This is a genomic window from Mycoplasmopsis columbinasalis (genome assembly GCF_900660705.1).
Lineage (GTDB): Bacteria > Bacillota_I > Bacilli_A > Mycoplasmatales > Metamycoplasmataceae > Mycoplasmopsis > Mycoplasmopsis columbinasalis.
In genome coordinates this window covers 1-19,756 of record NZ_LR215043.1, presented here as the reverse complement: position 1 = coordinate 19,756, position 19,756 = coordinate 1, and the positions used below count along the sequence as shown (strand labels likewise).

Annotated in this window: 7 protein-coding genes; 5 read left to right on the top strand and 2 right to left on the bottom strand. The window is 34.2% G+C overall.

Going from position 1 to position 19,756, the window contains the following annotated elements:
* Positions 1-151: 151 nt before the first annotated feature.
* The 5 genes from EXC55_RS00035 to EXC55_RS00015 all read left to right on the top strand — a co-directional run bounded on the left by EXC55_RS00035 (position 152) and on the right by EXC55_RS00015 (position 16,976).
* Complete coding sequence (locus EXC55_RS00035) at positions 152-577, top strand: 30S ribosomal protein S6 (protein WP_129622663.1); 426 nt, start codon at positions 152-154, stop codon at positions 575-577.
* A gap of 87 nt (positions 578-664) precedes the next feature.
* A complete protein-coding gene (locus tag EXC55_RS00030; RefSeq protein WP_129622662.1) occupies positions 665-1,390 on the top strand; it encodes a single-stranded DNA-binding protein in 726 nt (241 codons plus the stop codon).
* Between the two features lie 50 nt (positions 1,391-1,440).
* The gene (gene rpsR, locus EXC55_RS00025; protein WP_129622661.1) at positions 1,441-1,797 is read left to right on the top strand and encodes a 30S ribosomal protein S18; all 357 of its coding nucleotides are present in this window, start codon (positions 1,441-1,443) and stop codon (positions 1,795-1,797) included.
* 383 nt (positions 1,798-2,180) lie between these two features.
* The gene (locus EXC55_RS00020; RefSeq protein ID WP_129622660.1) at positions 2,181-12,026 is read left to right on the top strand and encodes an SGNH/GDSL hydrolase family protein; all 9,846 of its coding nucleotides are present in this window, start codon (positions 2,181-2,183) and stop codon (positions 12,024-12,026) included.
* A 72-nt stretch (positions 12,027-12,098) separates the two neighbouring features.
* On the top strand, positions 12,099-16,976 hold the full coding sequence (locus tag EXC55_RS00015) for a hypothetical protein (protein WP_129622659.1): 4,878 nt from the start codon (positions 12,099-12,101) through the stop codon (positions 16,974-16,976).
* 225 nt (positions 16,977-17,201) lie between these two features.
* Here the strand turns inward: EXC55_RS00015 and EXC55_RS00010 are convergent, their stop codons facing one another.
* Both EXC55_RS00010 and EXC55_RS00005 read right to left on the bottom strand, forming a co-directional pair.
* Positions 17,202-18,503: a lipoprotein 17-related variable surface protein gene (locus EXC55_RS00010; protein ID WP_129622658.1), complete on the bottom strand. Its 1,302-nt coding sequence runs from the start codon at positions 18,501-18,503 to the stop codon at positions 17,202-17,204.
* Positions 18,434-19,756, bottom strand: a 1,323-nt coding sequence (locus EXC55_RS00005; protein ID WP_129622657.1) for a lipoprotein 17-related variable surface protein, incomplete at its 5' end; no start/stop codon positions are given. The genes EXC55_RS00010 and EXC55_RS00005, both read right to left, overlap by 70 nt.

Below are 19,756 nucleotides of genomic sequence, written 5' to 3'. Positions count from 1 at the left end.
TGAACACTTTTAAAACAATTTTTACAGTTTTTATTTCACTTTTTCAAAACGATTTTACTCAAAAGAAATCGTTTTATTTTATAATAACGCACGAGTATTCAATGTAGTACTCCTTAGCTATTTCATAGCTCAAAAGTCCAGAAGGAGATAAATGTCAAAATATGAAATTATTTTGATCCTTGATCCTAAAGCTGAAGACAAAGTTGGTTTCAACTTAGTAAATGATGTCTTCGGACAAGCTCAAGTATCAAAAGCTGAAAAAATGCAAATCACAGATTTAGCATACCCAATTCATAGTTCACACAAGGCACAATTTTTAAACTTCCTTGTTAAATCACCAAGTCATTTAATCGCTGAATTTGTGCGTCGTGCAAACATAGTGAAAGAAATTTGAAAACATCTTGTAGTTAACCTTGATACTGAAAAAGGTTATGGCAAAGAAAGAAAAGTATTTAAGAAACACTTTGTGAAACGTGATGGACAACAAAGTGGTGACAGAGTTCCATTTGAGCGTAGAGAATATAAAAAACCAAGACAATTTACCAAACCAGAAAATGCAACTCCAAAAAGTGAATAAGCAAATTACAAATTAAAAAATTCTTCAATCAAATAGTTATTACGTTAGATAGTTTTATCAGCAACAATATTAAGAAAAGAAATCAAAATGAATTTAAATAGAGTTATTTTAGTAGGTCGTATTTCTAATGATGTTCGTTATTTCCAAACATCAACAGGCGTTCCTTATGCGCGTTTTACAATCGCGATTACTCGCAGAGGCAACACTCAAAACGAAAATACAGATTTTGTGCCAGTTATCGCATGAAGAACTCAAGCAGAATTTGTAAGTCGTTATTTAGGTAAGGGTGATTTGATTAGTATCGAAGGAACTATTCAATCTTCGCAATATACTGACAAAAACAATGTCTTGGTTCGTGCAGTTGATGTTGCAGTTGATACTATTAATCCGTTAGAAAGTCGCGAAATGCGGATGGCACGTAGATCACGTCAACAAGGTGGTAACTCACTAGGTGCGAGTTTTCGTGATCAAAACTCATATACGCCAAGATTTCGTAACAATAATTGAAATAATCAAACTGCTCAACAAGATGAAAACCCAGAAATGCCTGAAATGGTGAATTCATACCAAAATGTACCTGATTTTAGCTTTCGTCAACCAACTAGTTCACATAATAATGTTGAAATTAAGAACGATGATGACGTTGACGCAGTTGATGATTTATTTGAAACAGAAACACAATTAGCTAATTTCGCTAAAAAAACCGGTAACTTTAGCTTGCCAAAAATTGATGCAGATACTGACGACGAAACTAATAACAAAACTAGAAAAAATCGTTTCGATGATCTTTTTTCAGACGAAGAAGAATTTTAAGAATTCATTGATAAACTAACCTAGTTAGTTGTTAAAACTTAGGAGCAAAAATGATTAAAAGAAAAGATAAAAAATCTTCATTTGGTAAACGTCGTAGATGTGAAATCTGTGAACTTAAATACAATTACATTGATTTTAAAGATGTAGAATTTCTTAACAAATATGTTAGCGGTACAGGTCAAATTAAACCAAGACTTACAACAGGTGCTTGTGCAAAAGACCAAAGAAAAATCGCAATGGCTATTAAAAGAGCTCGTTACATCGCGTTAATGCCTTACACCAAAGATAGAGTACGTGTGCTTAAAAACGCTATTGCACCAGCTAATGCAGCCGCAAATTCACAACACAATAATCAACCAGCTGCTGCTAGTGCAGCACAAAATTCTGCTGACAACACTGCAAAATAACAGCTTAATTTTCAAACTACTCAGCTGAGTAGTTTTTTTATTTTGCTTAAAATCAAAGATGGTAAATAAAACCATAAATTGATGACTAAGTCTATGTTATAGGGTTAAATTTAAAATCTATTAAAAACTAACTTTGAAACTTTATCTTGAAACTTTTTTACTTTTGTTCTTTAGTTTCTAAGCGAAAAAGTCAAAATAAACAGCTAAAAATAATTGTTATTTTGTAAATATATCTATAACATAGGACTTTCTGCAAAAATTCAAGTTTTTTATTTTGTGCAAATATGCGTCTGTCAAAGTTATAATTTATACGTTTATATTAATATATAAATATTTAATATATTAGTACTAATTAATACACAAATGCACAAGATGGTATTGTTATGAAAATTGGACTTAAAAAATTACTTATCATTTCGATTTTAGGTTCTTCAGGAGTTGTTGGTACTACAACGTTGTTAACGCAAATTAAAACGAAAACAACTGAAGTTACTACGGTGAATGAACCTGTTGAACCTAAAGCTGAAACCACAACTACAAATGACCTTGATTCTACACTTGACAAGGATATTTTTTCTAGCGAACAACTTGATAGCAAACCAAGCGAAGATCTTGCATCAAAAGCAGACGCAGATAAAAGTGACCAACCACAAACTAGCAGTGTTCATTTACTTGGTACTGAGAAGCAAGTAAGATATATAGCGCTAGGTGATTCAATTTCAGCTGGTTTTACTGCTCTACTTCCACAAGATTACCAAGGTGAATTGCGTGATGGTAAAGTTAGCGGACTTTCATTTCCTGCTTTTTTAGCTAAATTTATTCAAACAGCTGCACCAGAAGCTTTAGCAAGTTTTGAAAACTTAAGTAGAAGTAGTTCGAGATTACTTGAGTGAAACACAATCTTAAAAAACGATTTTGGTTCACTGACTCCAAAACAACTTGCAGAATTACAAACACACTTTCAAACTACAGATCTAAATGCTTTGAGAGTAAACTTGCTAGCTAAATTGCAAAGTGCTAATTTAATTACAATTACGCTTGGTGCTAATGATGTTATAGATTATTTAATTTCAAAACTAAGTGATTTACCACTTAGTCAACTTTTTGGTCAAATTTTAAACAATTCACTTAACATTTCACAACTTGTTGGTATCGTTAGCCAATTTTTCCAAGATGCAATTAATTCCATCAAAGCTAATCAAATTGAGTTCATTAACAATTTAAAAACCATTAACCCAACTGCCAACATCAACTTTATTTCATACCCACTACCACTAGCGCAATTAAGTCAAATGATGAATTCGTTTCTTGCCAACAAGATCAATTTACCATTTGAAGTAAGCAGTGTATTAATTTCACTTTTAAATACTAACATAGCTGCTGTTGCCAAAGATAATGGCGTTAACTTTTTAAATGTTTACGATGAAACATATTGAAAAGAACACCTTGACCAACTCACACCAATGCTTTTTGATATTCACCCATCATTTTACGGTTACAAAAAAATGGCAATGGACATTTTTGTTAAACTAACCCGTAAAGAAGCTTCAACACAAGCTTTAAATGAGCACCAGTGAAACTTTAGTGCAAATTACCTTACTGACACAACTTTTTATGTGAGGCAGCTTGATTTTGAACAAGCTGACAATGAACTTTATGACCGTGTGTTTGGCACTGACAAAACTCAATTTTTATTTACCAACGATGACTTAATCAAAGCTCATCTTAACGAAGTTAGTCGTGATAATTACTACACGCGTGTTATCAACGAAGATCGTTTCCTTAACATTATTCTAGATGAATCAATTCTCCTTGGTTTACAAAACAATTTCTTTAGAGAACTTGACCCAGATGGTTTACTTTACGACTTTTTAACTAAGAATAACTTAGCGCACTTCCGTGAATTCAAAACTTGAGCACGTGAACAAAACTTTTTCACCACAATTTTACGTGATGCTGAAACTGCGTTTTTTGCTACTGACTGAAATCAAGATGGCACAGTTGATAAAGCTGACCAAAAATTCCAGAATCTTATTACCGCTTTTAAAAACGCAGTACTTGACGAAACAAGAAATGTGAGTTTAATAAAAAACTTATTACAAATTCCATTTTTAAGCAATGAATCAACACGCGCTGAATTTAAACACATCTTAGATGTGATGCTTACTAACTTTCTTGGTTCAGAAAAATGGTTACGTCAAAGCGTTAACCTTTTCACTGAGTTATTAAATACTTATAATTTAGGCAAATTTATCACAAAAAATGATTTTGCTACGGTAGCTACAAAACTATTAACACATCCAACTTTCAAAGACGCCATTGTCGAGTTTGTTGATTTGATTTTTGGTCAACCACAACTTTTTGCTGAGAATGTAACAACTTACCGTGATTTATTCGTGAGTTTCTTTAGTAACCAAAAAATTCAGGCTAAACTTACTAGCAGTCTTAGCACAATTATTACTGACTTCTTAAAAGACGATGAACTTAAACCTGTGTTTGCTCGTGTTGCTGCTAAATTGGTACTGCAAAACTTTAAATTTGATTTAGATGAAGTTAAGTTTACACAACTATTAAACTATGGCATTGCTGGTTTTAGCAAGGTTTCGAAAAATTTAAATCTTGTTGAAACTTTCTTTAGTTCTTTCTTCAAGAGTCTTGGGCAAACCAGAGAATTTAACTTTAACTTCACAAAAATTCTGGAAAATGCTTTTGTGCAAGTTCAAAGCATTTTTACGCCAACTAACATTAAACAAAGCATTCTCACATTTATCAAAGTACTTTTGAGCAACGAAAATGTTAGTTTGTACCAAAGTGAATTAAAAACTTTCTTCTTGCAACTTATTAATAGTGAAAAATTTTACCTCAATCAAAAGTTAGTAACTGCTATTGGCAATTTACTTAGTTCACAACTTAACTTATCTGCGCAGGTACAAACAGAAGTTAAGAACGTTTTAGCACAATTTACCAAAGCACCTGTTTTTGCTGATTTAGTCGAAAGCATTTTAGCGCAGGTGTTTGCGCAAGATGCTGCTGCTTACCTTAACGTTACTTCCTTTAGCCAACTAATTAAAGTTATTTTCACTAACATTGAAAAAAATCCTGCATTCTTTACAAAACTTAATGAGTTAGCACAATGAGTGCTTAAACAACCAACCATCCAAAACCTGCTTACCCAAGCTCTCAATGACAATCGAATTACTAAGTTTATTAGTTTTGAAACCGTCAAAACATTGTTAGCTGACTTGCTAAATTCACCAGAAACACACAATTTAGTAAGTAATTTTGTTCAAAATGCTCTTAATGACAACGATGAGGAGAACTTAAACTACGTTTCGTTATTGCGAAATTGATTTAAAAACGCCGACAATAACACTTTTATCAGTAGTTACCTTGCTTCGCTTGTGCAAATTTTTTTACACAAGCCAACAGTCAAAACCGCCGTTGTGAACATTGTGACTGACTTATTCCCACAATCACTAAGTCAAAATTTAGAAGCTGATCGACTTCACAAGTTTTTTGCTGCTTTTTATGACCAAGTGCTTATTTTTAATAATGAATTTGACTTTAGTACAACCTTTATTCAAGATTTAATTGCAGAATTAGCTCAAAATCCTGACGCAGCACAATTAAACATCATCACCTTATTAACTACAATTGCCCAAAAACTATTTAGTGACGAAAAACTTAGTCGTCAAATTTTTACAATTGCCCAACAACTTTTAAGCGCAGAAACTTTACGTGAATTCGCCCCAGAATACAAGCAATTTTTAGTTAATTTACTTACTAGTGCAACTTCACCAGTAGCAAAAATACTTGCTGGCAAATTAAGTGAAGTTGCTATTCGAACTTTTAATTTAGACGTAGAAAACACGGCGCCTTTACAAAATTCGCTTCGCAAATTGCTTACTACCAATGAATTTCTTGACCTTACCTTTGTGGTTGTTGACCAGATTTTTGCACTCACGCCTGAACAAATTAGTCAAACTAAAGACTTTAATGAATTAATTAAACTTATTTTGCAAGGTATGTCACATAACGATGCTCTGTTTGAGTCAGCTAATAAATTAGTCCAAATCGCCTTGAATGATGACACGATTGCCCAATTAGTACTTGCTACAATTAAAAAATCAGTACCACTATTAGCAACACAAATTGATCTTCCATTCATCAAAGAACTTAGTTCGCTTGTCTTTAGTTCGCAAGCATTTCGTGAAATTTTAGATGAACTTATTCAAAGTGCCTTTGCCTCAACTGCTGACGGTAACCAACAACTTACTTTCTTGGTAATTTTAAAAAATTGAGCAACCAACAACAATACCGAAGCTTTAAGTGCAAAAGTTAAAACTTTTGTTACTGAATTAATTAATTCAGACGTTGTTAAAAACAAAGTTGTTGACTTTATTACTAGTGAAATTAGCGATAACTTACTAGCGAACGTTGAACCTGCACGTGCAAAAGCATTGTTTAGTGCACTTTATAATCTTGCTTACCAATTACAAGACCAACCAGAGTGAAATTTAATTAACAAATTTATTGATCGTTTAGTTGTTGCAATTCAAAACAATGACGGTAGTTTTAATTTTGTTACTTATTTACAAAACTTTATTCAAAGTGAATTTAGTAATTTCAGTGCTGAAGGTAAATTAATAAGCATTCTTCAGAGTTTGTTAGGCAGCCAGGAATTAAAAAACTTCAAACCTGAAATTGCTCAAATTTTAATTAATGCCTTCCAGATGCCAAATGGTTTATTCAAAAACCTTCTACTTGACACTTTGGGCGCAAAAATTGCAACTGTACTTAAGATCAAAGATCTTGCAGCGTTGAAAAATGCTCTTTCTGTTCTTTACAACAGCAAGGAATTTGAGCGAGTTATTACTTTAGTTGTAGAACAAATTTTCAAATGAGACGCACGTTCGCTTGCACAAAAAAATAACTTAAGCGAACTAATCGCTCTAATTTTTAGTGATCTTGGCGACAATAGCGAATTGTTTAGTGCGATTGCTAACTTACTTGAAAAAGCAGTGACACAAGATATTTTCAAAACTTGAATTGAAACTAAACTTAGCTCACTAATACCAGAATTAGGCAACAAGTTAGATGCAACTTTCTTTGTGAATTTAGTTAGAGTTGCCTTTAAATCACCAGCTTTTCGAACTTTAGTTAGTGACTTTCTTAATGTTGGTTTAACTGCTAGTCGTGATGCGCGTTTAGCTGACAAATTTAATTTAATTAGCGTTCTTAAGAATTGAATCAAAGCACCACAGGTGCGCACACGTCTAGCACAAACACTGCAACAATTAACCACTGATTTATTAGAAAATCAAGACACTTGAATCACAATTCGAAACATAATTAAGTCTTATATTCCTGCTTATCTTACAGAAGATATTGCGCCAATTAGATTGAACTCTTTACTAAATGACCTTAAAACTGCATTTGTTGAGTTTCAACATAATTTGAATATCATTGGTGATTTGGTTAACCAAGTGCTTGAAGCTTTTGTCACACAAGATAATTTTTCAGTTGTCGACTTTCTCACAAATTATTTCAAAGCACAATTTAGATTCGCAGATACAAACAAACTTTTAGTTAGCGCGCTCCAAAAACTTTTATCTGATAGTAATATTCGCAAATATACTCCTGAATTCAAGACAATAATTTTGAATTTATTAACTCATCCTACTTCACCAGTTGTTGCCCAACTCCAACAAATTTTTAGTTCGTTAAACAACAATAACGTTTTAACAACGCAACAAACCAATGAGTTACTTAACGAAATTTTAAACTTGGACTCAGCACACGAATTAATTGTGGCTTTACTCAACCAAATGTTCTTGCCTGAAAACAACCAAAGTTATGACAGTTTAACAGAATTATTTAAAGCAACCTTAAGCGATTTAGAAACTAATGAAGCATTATTCACAAAGTTAAAAACTTTCGTCTCAGATGTAAGTGAGTTACCAAACTTTGTTTTATTGATGCAAGATAAATTAGGATTCTTGGCCGAAAGAGTAACTTCACAAAGTGTCTACTCTCTTGTTAAAGCGTTAACAAAACAACTTTTAGTAAGTAAAAACTTTAGAATTTTACTTAGTCACTTTGTCCAAAATGCCTTTGTTACAGACACAGCTGCAAAATTAGATCTTAGCAAGTACTTTGATTTTGCTGCTTTACTCAAAACTTGATTTACTACTCCGCAAGCCAAAGAATTTATTAGCAACAATGCTCAAGCCCTAATTCTTTCTTTCTTTAATGACAATTCAGAAAATCAAGAGTTGGTAACTGCTGTGACTAACTTAGCTACTGAATATCTAACTAGTTCAACAAACACAAGCCTAACTTTCTTGCGACAAACTAACATTCAGTCATTTTTAAAAGCGCTTTATTTAGAAATACCAAATTTAGTTGCTGACTTTGGTTTGATAACTAATTTCACTCCAGCATTTATTGAGGCCTTTTTAGCAATTCCTCAAAATCAAACATTTGATTTTAAAGCCTTTATTGTAGACTTTTTCGCGAAAAATCTAGTTTTTGTTGATGCCAACAAAAAACTAAATCAAACAACGCTTAAAACTCTGTTAATTAAAGTGTTGGGCAATAGTCGTTTGTATGTTGAAAGAGATGGTTTAGCAGCTTTATTGACACAAATTTTAAGTGACCAAAATTCTATTTTGACACAACAAGCAAGCAAATACTTGCAGCGTGTTTTAGCCCTTGATGACCAAAGCACAAAGACACTTACAACAAATTTGGTTCAATCACAAGCTTTCCGCGCATTTGTGCAAACTGCAGTTGATGTTTTATTTAGCAAAGACATTAGTCAAATCAGCAACGCAACAAATTTAGTTGAACTTTTTGGCCACATTTTTAGTGAAAACCAAACCGCTTGACGTCAATTGACTTCGTTTGCTGGTGAGTTAGCACACATTATTGTTAGTGAGCCAACAATCAAAGCGCACATCACTAATCTCATTACCAACTTAGCAACAAAAAACAACGTTGAAATTGACCAAAAACTATTTCTTCATATTATTGATGCTTTCTTCGCGAGTGAGTCGCTTCAAGAACTTTTACAAGCACTCATTACTGATGCGATGAATTACCAAAAAGATTCACCTACTGTTAACGTTTACACCTTTATCAAAGACTTTTTGGTAAAGAATCGTCGTAAAATCAGTTCCATACTTGATAAGTTAATTGTTGATGACTTGTTGCTTAACAAAAACGTTAAACAAAGCATTTTGACCACTGTAAATTCACTTGTTAAAGAATGAATGAAATTTGGTGTGTTTACAGTGAACTTTGACCAATTTTTAAAAGATGTTTACTCTTCAATTGTGACTACAATTGCAAACTTTGGTTTAAGTAACAAAGTTGCCAACTTATTTATTCACAATTTCACTGAACTAGGTTCATTTGCCAACTTTGACTTTACTAAGATTATTACCACTGTAACTAATGATTTTGTCGATTCAAACATTTATTATTTCTTAGCAGATTTAGTGGCAAACATCTTTAAAAACCAAAGCTTGCAAACTGCGAATTCAAAAGCTGTACTTTCACAAATTATGCTTAACTTATTTGCTAACTCATCTTCACCATTCCAACAAAAATTTGTTGGCCAACTGGCTGAATTAGCAACAACAAATTCGTTTGGTTACATTGACACAGCAGATATTTTCCGTTACTGAGATAACTTAACTCACACTGACGAATTCTCTAACTTATTAAATGCTCTCATTGAAGCTGGTTTCAATAGTGCTAATGAATTTGAAGAAACTTACAAACACTATAATTTAAGCGACATAATTATTCGTATTCTTGATAAAGCGGAAGTACACAACGCAACAACATCCTTCTTGAATCGAACAATTAATTACATTTTGGCTCAAAAACCAATTACTAATACTATTTCACAAAGTTTAAGCCAACTCTTACCACACTTTAGCGGCAATTTCTTCCAAAAAACTTTCCTTAATATTCTAATTTACGCACTAAATAGTCAACAAGGTAACGAATTGTTAACCAACTTCTTGCGTAATATTTTCATTCGCGAATCGAACACTAATTTCGTTAAAAACTTTAATTTTGCAAACCTAGCAAGTAGTTGACTTTTCCGAGAAAAAACTTCACTAGCACCACTAGTGAAACAGTTATTGCACTCAACTTTAGATAATTTAGTTAACACACTACCAAACGAAATTTCAATTTCTAGTTTGCCAAGTCAACTAATTAACTCACTCAACAAAACTCAAATTTATGCTAACTTCCAACTATTGTTGAGTCTGGCAAACGATTTTCTTAAACAAACACAACTTTTAGATAACTTTGTTGACGAATTTTTCGCTTGAAATGAAAGTCAAAATCTCAATAATAACCTTGAAATTCAACTAAGCTTTAGCGATTTTGTTGCTAACTTTGCAAGTCGTTATCTTAGTGGGGATGTGCTCAACCAACACATTTTCACCTTAACCAAGAGTCTGTTAGTTAATGACCAAGTTAACAAAGTTTTAGCAGGCGGCCGTGGGTACAAACTTGACCAAATGCTTACGAATGTGTTACTTTATTTAGTTAATTATCGTGACAAAGTAGGCACTAAACTTACTGACACCTTCACTAATTGATTTGGCGCCCAACAAGTACAAAAATTAGGGTTAGATAGCAATACCTTAAGCAAGTTTTATAGTGACTTAATGCAAAATCAAGCAACCTCTAAATTTATCTTAAGTTTTGTTAGTTTAGTCTTTAACAAAACTGCTAACAACAATGCTGAAATAAAAACCAAGATTTTAGCAGCACAAAATTGATGAGAATTGTTTGAATTGCTTACAGATGATTCACCTACTGCGCTCCGTACAGAAACTAATTTCTGAACTAGCCTTTTAAACTTTGTGCAAGCGCAACCAATTAATTCTGAACTAGTCCATAAAGTTATTGATCATATACTTGTAACCCAGGTTCCTGACCTAGCGCGTTTCTTTGATGCTGATTTAATCTTTAAGGTTATTAAAAATCTTGGTGTTGCCGACTTAACTAAACTTTCACACAACTTATTTGTCTTTCGCAATAAAGCCGTAGCTTACCACACAGCAAAAGACACCGAGATTTCAATCTCTACAATAATTTTGGACTGAATCGAGCACAACTTGGGTCTTAAGCAAGCGCCATATGCTACTGATTTACCTGCTTTAACTGCGAACTTAATAAACTTTACGAAAAAACTTTTTGCTGATACAACTATTCTTACCAATTTAGTACCAAAACTTTACCAATTAATTCCGCTTGCGCATAAACTTTCGCCTGAACAAGAAAATAGGATGCAAAATACATTTGTTTACATCTTACAAGCGGCACTTGGTACTTATCAAAAAGCTAGTGGTGAAGTTGAACAATTACCAGCAGTCTTTCTACTTGCTAACATTCGTGATTTAATTCAGGGTAACTTTGACTTTGATAAATTCGTGACCAGAACATACCAAGTTGAAGTTCAACTTGCGCATAGTTCTAATACTGAAACAGCAGTAACTTCACAAAGTTTTGCGCAAAAATTTGAAAATTGACTTAGCACAATTATTGCTGCCTTCTTTGACGCAAGTTCACCAAATGCAGCTGATGCGCAAACGAAAGCTACTTTTGTGCTCGCAATACTCACTAAGTTAGATTCAAAATTAGCCGAATTAGCTCTCAAACCAATTGCCACTTTCTTTGCTCCTGACAAAGAAAACATTAGTTATGACCTTATTTTGTGACGCGAATTACTTTTACAAGAATCAGCCCACAAACTTTTCAGTGCATTCTTCCAGACTAAACCATCAGTAGTGGCAACACCAACAAGTGTGTTCAATTTAGCATTGATGTTGAAAAACTTTGTGTTTGCTAAAACAGATACTCTGTTCGCGGCGTTCAAAAATGTTTTGGATGAATATGCGGCAAAATTAATTTTCACTCGTTGATACGATTCTCAAGTTGCACATTTACACTCTGCTTTCAATAGATATATTGATGCTAACACCGCGCTAACTATTGTTAAAGACTTCTTTAGCACTGACACTAAAGTTGCAAGAACAGTAATTGCGCACTTTAAATCTACCTTAACAAGAAACTTACAAATGTTTGTGCCTGTAACTTATGCTGAGCAAGAACCAGCTAACACCAAATTTACTTTTGACTTTAGACCACTCTTCTTAGCTCACAACCAACAAGGTCAAAACTCAAGCGCACTTTTCTAAGCAATTACCAAACAACTGCTTACTGTTGTTCTTACAAACAAGAATTTTATTGGGCAAGTACTTGACTTTGTGATGGTAGAGGTCTTAGAAACTAAAACTGACTTATTGTTCGAAAATGGTTCACGTCAAGCAAATGCAAATTATGCTCAGATAAAACAAGCCATAGCTGACTTAGCAACTCAATTAGTTAATGCGCCATTGCTTAACCGTGCTTTAGAACAGGGTTACGAAAAAGCACTAGTAAACTTAGAGCACACAAATAATGACATAGGCGCAATTTTTGCAACGGCCTTTAAGTCGGAATTTACAACATACCAACAAAACGCATTTATTTTCAACGACATTTTGAATGTATTGCAACCAACCCACATTGAAGGCTTGTTGGCTAATAATTCTAACTACTTGACGCAGTTAGCTACCTTCTTTATGCAACAATACATGACCAAGTTGCAAGGAAACATTGATCCTCCAACTTCACCATTTGTTTCACTAGTTCAAATGTTTAAGCAAGAAGTTTCGCCATCAAACATAAAATTAATTACTGACAACTTAGCAAGTTTTATCGGCAGCGAACACTTTCAACAAATGTTCCAACTTGTGTTTGTTGCCATTAAACAATTTGCTCAAGATCCAAACAGCACTCTTGCTCGTGTGCTTTGACACGCACCTTTAGACTCATTTGCCGCAACTCCTGGCGAAATTAAAAATAACACCTTGGCACGACTAATTAAACTAGTAATGGCAACTTTACAAGATATGATAGTTGCTAATTCAATCACTTACAATGGTCACCAATTAGACTTCTTAGATACCTTGTATGTAAACTTCGATGCTTTTCTTCGTTTACCAAGTATTAGCTCGTGGTTAGACCAACTGCTTAATAAAATTAGCATCGGCACTGTGACACGAATTCCTCTTAGCAGCATCTTTGATGCAAATTATCGTGGAGAATTACTTAATTTATTCTTCAACTCAACTAACGGTCGCGAAATTTTAAGAGTGTTACCACGTACTTTAGTTGATGCTTACCATTTTGATGTTATTGATAACAATCAGGAATTTAAGTTTTCACGCATTCTTAAAGCAATTGCACTTGAACTTTCTGGCCAGGGTAGTTCACAACACGCAGTTGCACTACAAGGCTATATTAAAGGATGATTCGACGAATTACTTAAATTACGTTCAACCCAACAAAAGATTGCCCAGGTTGTCATAGCATTTTTCCCAACTGCTTACCAAGCTAACATCGACCAAAGCGAACTGAAAAATGCGTTAGCCTGAATTGTGAATTGATTCACCAAAGACACTCGCTTCTACAACCTTGTTGAAGCCTTTGTGAGCAGTTTTGGCGAGTACGCCAACACGCTGGGCCCTGACGAAGAATTTGAATTTAGTGGTTTGGCAAACTACTTTATGACTAATAAATTCACTTTTGAAGGTGGCGAACTTACCTTTGTCGAAATTTTAGATGGTCTCTTCCGTGAGTACATTAGCAACCCGCCAAGAGTGAATGTCTTCAACATTTTGTTGCAAATTCTCAAAAATACTATTGACAATAGTTCGGGTCCAGATAAACAAAATAGTTTGAGCGACTTAATTGTCAACGCTTTAGTGGCGGCGCAATTGCAGCGTCAACAAGCTAATAATCAACCTGTAACAAGTGAACAAAGAGAACGCTTACGCCTAGAAATTAGTGCTAAACTAAAATACTTACTTGCTAACGAAACTATTTTTGCTTTCATTGAGCAACTATTCAAAAAGATTATTGCTAACTACAAAACACTGGCAATACAACGTCAAGAGCATCAACCTGTCCTCAAAACTTATGGTGATTTAGTCTTACTAATTAAAGATACGATCTTCCAAGACGATGAAATGTGAGCGAAATTTATCGAGGTTGGTAAAGTGCTTCTCCGTGAAGATAACTTTACAACCTTCTTGCCACTTGACTTTAAACCGCTTTTGGCAAACTTCTTAGGTACCAATGGTGTGCTTAGTTACACTGATTTATATAACTTTGCCACAGTCTTCTTGGCCACGCCACAGATTCGTGAATACCTTAATTATTTACTTGAATTATTTTTCTTTGCACATCCTAATGGTTACCAACCACTTAGTTTGGCTGCACGGAATGGCAATGCTATTAACTTTAATTTTGACCTTGCCACCGCACTTAGAAATCAAACTGACCGGCAAAACTTTATCGCCAAAACAAAAGAACTCATTTTTAGTGCAACGAAAAATCCATTACTTCGTGCTATGTTAAACAATAAGATTTACGATGCGTTGAACTACTCACTCATCACATCGCAAACTCTTAACTTAGATCAAAACACAATTGCTACATACCAGCAAACTATTAGAGACTTTAGTAACATTGTGCTTGATCACTTAGAATCATTTGACAACAGTGTGCCAATTTTCGATCATGCACTCGAACTTTACATTCAAACCGTGAGCTTGGAAGGTAAAACTAATGCTGATTTTGTGACAGCTTTTGTGCAAGAATTTATGTTTAACAAAAACAAAAATAATTTATTTGACGAATTTGTGCTTGGTTTAACACATTTCTGAGCAACCAACGCAGAAACCAGTGATAACTTTGGTCGGATTTTAACTAATTTGTTCAAACTCTTGCTCCACACAATGGCGCAACGTCAGGAGAATTCGTTAGGTACAATGCTTGTTAATGCGTTGCCGCCAATTCTTAAACAAGTCATCGCAGAAAACTTTTCAGGACAAGAAATTAATCAATTTATTAATGATTTAATTCGATACAGACCACACTTCATTGATTCGTTACTTCAAATTATCGTTGTTGACTTTGGTCAATACACCATCAATACTGACAGCGAGAGAAAAAAATGATGAACTTTACAAAAAGCTTTCATCACAATTTTTCAAGGTGGCATCAAACCGGAGAACACTAACAAAATTGACTGAACAACTACAATAGCTGCTGGCAACTATAAAAATAGTAAATTGTACAAGTTCTTCAGCAACGATTTCCCTCAACTCTTAGACTGACATACTGAGTTCTTTAAAAAATTATTTTATGCAGTGTTGGTTGGTTTTCCACATTACTACGGCATTCCTGTTACAGCACAACTTAAAAAATTAGCTGCAGAATCAAGTGACGATCTTTTCTTCTTTCCAACTTTAAATTCAGCAGCGCCGCATCAATTATTCTTAATTTTTAAAGATCAATTTTTCGAAATGCTTGCCAATGGAACAGTTAGCGCTTTTAACAAAACTCAAACTGAAACCAGAGCACAAGCAGCTGAACCTACCGCCTTTCCAGTCGGCGTTGATCAAATTTATAGGTGGTTCAAATTATTCCCACTTCGAGATAGAGGTTTACTTTCAAGAAGCTTCGCTAACTATGGCAAACTTGTGTTAAGTCAACTGCAAAAACGACCAGCGGATGTGCGACGTTTGATTACTGACTTTAAAATTGTCGAAGCTCTACTGCCAGGACTTTCGAAATTGGTTGCTGACAACCAAGCCAACATAAGTTTTAGCGCAGCAGAAATTGAGAACTTATTAGTAAGTATATTTACTGATAGTCAAATGAACGAAACATTGCAAACTTTCTGAGAAATTATAAATACAAAATCTTTAACAACTGGTGATTATGAATATGTTCCAAATGTGGCGGCAAACATTACATTTGAGAACTTAATTAACGTTATGATTAGTAATTTCTTTGGGCATCTTGGCAGCGAAAACACCATTAAAGTTTTTACAGCTATAATTAATAATCAAGCTATTCGCACTCTGGCTGCAAAAGTATTGGTTGCGAAACTGTCAACTAAAGGATTTAGCGATATTAACAAAATTTCATCAGCAGTAGATACAATTCAGGCATTTCTTTGACATTTCTATCAAGGTTTACTAGCTGACAAACGCGCCAGTGGCACTGCTTCAGTTTTAAGTAGTTTTGCTTCGAGTGCAATCGAAATTCTCAAAAAGCGTTTCCTTCGAGCTGACGTCTTAATTAGGAATCAAAGTGGTGTTGTAATAGAAAATCTAACAGCGGCCTTGATTGACATTTTACTAAGTAAGATTAGTAATGTTAAGGTGAAAAAAGATATCAAAAATTACGAAATAGATTTAAAAACGCTTGATAATGCGACATCATTCTTTGAACGAATTTTTGAAAAAATTCCTGGTCGAGTCTTTACACGCATGCTTAATTTGTTGTTTGAAGCAAGTCCAGCAAATCAAAATCAAGGCATTTTTAGCATTTTATTTACACCACCAACAGCAGAAACTAATAAGACTTTATCAAAATTCAATATTACGTTCGATCCTACTTCAATAAAGAGTGTAGTTTCGATTTTAGGTGGGGCAATAGGACGTATTATCTTCTCACTCTTTAAAAATATCTTTACAGAATATGTTTATGATATTCAGAGAAATAAAGAGCAGTGAGTTTGATACCGGAATATCCATAATAACTCTGAACCTTTCAAAGCGATTAAGCGTTTGGCAGCAATTTTTTACTGAAACGCAACAGCATCAGAAAGTTACACATCAGGTTTGTGGTTTAAAATTTTATTTAAAGTTCTCCACGATGGTTTTGAAACTGCTTTAGAAAAAGCTACAAGAGCTGTACCTGCATATGTAAGATATTCAGTAAAATATTTTGCCGAACGAACGAGTATTTACAAAAATCGTGAAATTGGTTACTACCAATTTGGTTACTGAAGTCTTGGTAGAGGTGCTGAACCTGATGTCGCAGACCACTGGTGATTTGGAGCGGCCAACGGTTATTACGGCATAGCTCCTAATGAAAATTCATCAAATAAAACTAATTACGGTAAAGACTTTATTTCTTCATATGTAATTTATGGTAAGTTTGATTCAACAAGAACGAACATCGATTATCATACTGGTAAGAAAATGTTAGATGCATTCTGAGTGTATTTGAAGGAAATGAAAATTTAAGTCAAATCAATGTGTTACTTTCTAACTTGAACATAAATATTTCACCTCGATAACTCGAGGTGTTTTTTATTCAAGACTAAACAATCTTTTGTTAGTGTTCTTCAGTGACATTAAATTTTTATTAAACTCATTAAAAAATAAAATTTTAAACTTTTTCATTTGAAAACAATAAAAAGCACACTGTTATGTGTGCTTTAAATTACCAAAGTTTAATAATAAAAATGTTTAGTTTTCGGCAAAAACAAATGTTTTGGCAAATTCCTCGTCTGCAAATCTCGGTTGAGATCAAGTTGCTACATCGCGATAGTATTCACTTGGTGTAACGACAAGAGAAAGATTTTGGGTGTCTCAATTAGGTTTTAAATCAGGGTAAAGAAAAATTCTTTCATATACGTTTCAATATTCATAATTTTTTCAAGGGTTAATTATATCTTCGAAACTTTCAGTACCTTCAGCATCAATTTTTCTAATTCTTAAAGTTCATTTATCGCGATGGTTGTAATAAGCATCCTCGAAACTAATTTGTTGTTTTTCTTCCGCAGTGAAATTAGCAGTTAAACTAACTCATGATTTGACGATTTTCTTAATTGCGTCGTCAGAAATTCTAAAACGGTCAATAGTGAAAGTAAATCTCTTAGTATTTGAACCGACACGCAATTCTATTACTACGTCTAGTGTTCCTGTTTCGTTATTAGCATTTTCGAAATTAACTATAGAAATCACAATTCCTGCCGCTTTTAAATTAGAATTAGTAAGTAGATTTTTATCATCTTCTGCTCTCGTTATATCTTCTTCACCTAAGAAAAATAAATATTTAACTCAATCTTCTGGACTATCAAGTCTTGAATTGTATTCACGCGCAAATTCTGTTGGTAACCAAGCGCGATGATCCTCTATTGGTCGATTTGGTTCACGCCAATCGTAACCAATGGCTACTCTACCAATATTAAAATTAATTGGATTTAAATAATAAATTCTAGTTGACAAATGTTCAAATTGTCCACGTTGAATAACTTCTCAATCACTTTGTGTTAAAGAAAGTGGCAATAAAACTTCACGATGTAACGTGCCAAGTTTGAGTTCAACTGTGGCTTCTAACCCTGTAGTTGAATTGCCACTGGTAGTGTAATTTTTAATCGTAATAACGCCACCGTTTCTTGCAAACTCAGGTGAATTCAATAATTCTTCGCCGTTAGTTTGTAACTCTGTAACTGTAACAAGATCCTCAGAACGATAACCCTGTTCTCCCTGATGATTATTTATTAAATCGATAAAATTATGTGGCGAAAAGAACGTATTATTTTGACTTAAAAGTTGTGGTAATGCCCCAGGTTTAAAGGAAGCATAACGCACTTTTTGGACAAACGTTTCCATTAGCACGGGTGCAGAAAGAAAACCATTGAAATTAAACTCGACTTTGTGTGATTTAGCACCGATTTTTAAACTAATTACCGCTGTTAAAGTACCTGCTTGGTCATTGATATTGGTTCAGCGATCAAAGTTAATATGAATACCAAGATCACGCAAATGTTGGCTTTCAAGTAATTGTTCGGTGCCATTTTCTGTTTGAGTAACAAGTAAAACATCTTGCGGACGATAGCCTTGTGTTGTTGTGCGGGTGTCAACAACTTCACAAAAGCTGAAGGTAAATAGTTTGTATAACCGCCATGCTCAACTATTTCATTTGCATGATCTAGTGTTAGTTTAGCATAATTGATTTTCGGTATTCACTCAGTAATTATGTCAGCGCCGAAGTCATCAGCTAGGGTAATTTGTTTAACAGCAGATGTCAAATTATTTACGCGGTCGTGTAATTTCACGTGGTAAATGACAATACTTCTAACACGATCATAGTCTGTGCGTTCAAGTACTAATTCATAGTTTGCAGGTAGGTTGAATGGTTGTGTGTTGAGTTGATACAACTGCACATCCGTATTGAAATTTACTTGTGTTGCGAGAATTGTGTTTTTTGGTCTTGTGCCCTTGTATGTAGCATTAGTACTTAAATTTGCAAATACTTGGTCAAAAATTACTTGTTGACTAAAAGTTGTCAAAGCAGCACTATTTGCTTGGTTAGCTTGGTCAAGTTGGGCGTGGTAGGCTGCGGTAGTTAAGAAAGTAGTCAGACTTTGCACTTTAGTTTGCACGCGGCCATTTTTGCTTACTTCCAAGACAAATTCAACTTGGCCAGTGGCATCATTGGCTACGAAATTACTAAGGTTAAAGGTAAAGCCACTAAGGCCATAATGACTCTGGTCAAAAGGTTGGTTAGTGTTAGCATCAACCAAATTAAAGACTTTAAAGATACCTTCACTCTGAGCACTATTAAGTGCTAAAGATGGCAATGTATTTTGGTAAGCAGGCGCTACAACTTGGAGCGCACCTAAAATTGTGTTAAATTCAAGGTCAGTTGTATTTTGAAAACCAGTGAGTTCTTTTTTAAGATCAAGAGTTAGATCAGTGTTTTTAGCTCGCAATGTTTGAATGTAAGTCACAGTTCCAGTTGTGTCGTCAGCAGTTAATCTTGGGGGTGTAACAAGCTCGTAAAATGCGGGGTTAGGAGTATATGGTCCTGTTGGTGTCATCAAACTAAAGTTTTGGGGTTGAGTAATAGCTTGACTTGGAAGTATGTTTGCAGGTGTACCGTTATAAGTTACAAATTTGTTGCTTTGGTCTTCTTCGAGTACAGCAAAATCATTAACTTTACCAAAGCCTGTGATAGTAATTATGTGAAGTTTGCTTGCAAAACCAGCTTGGTGTAAACGGAATGCGAACGCCAA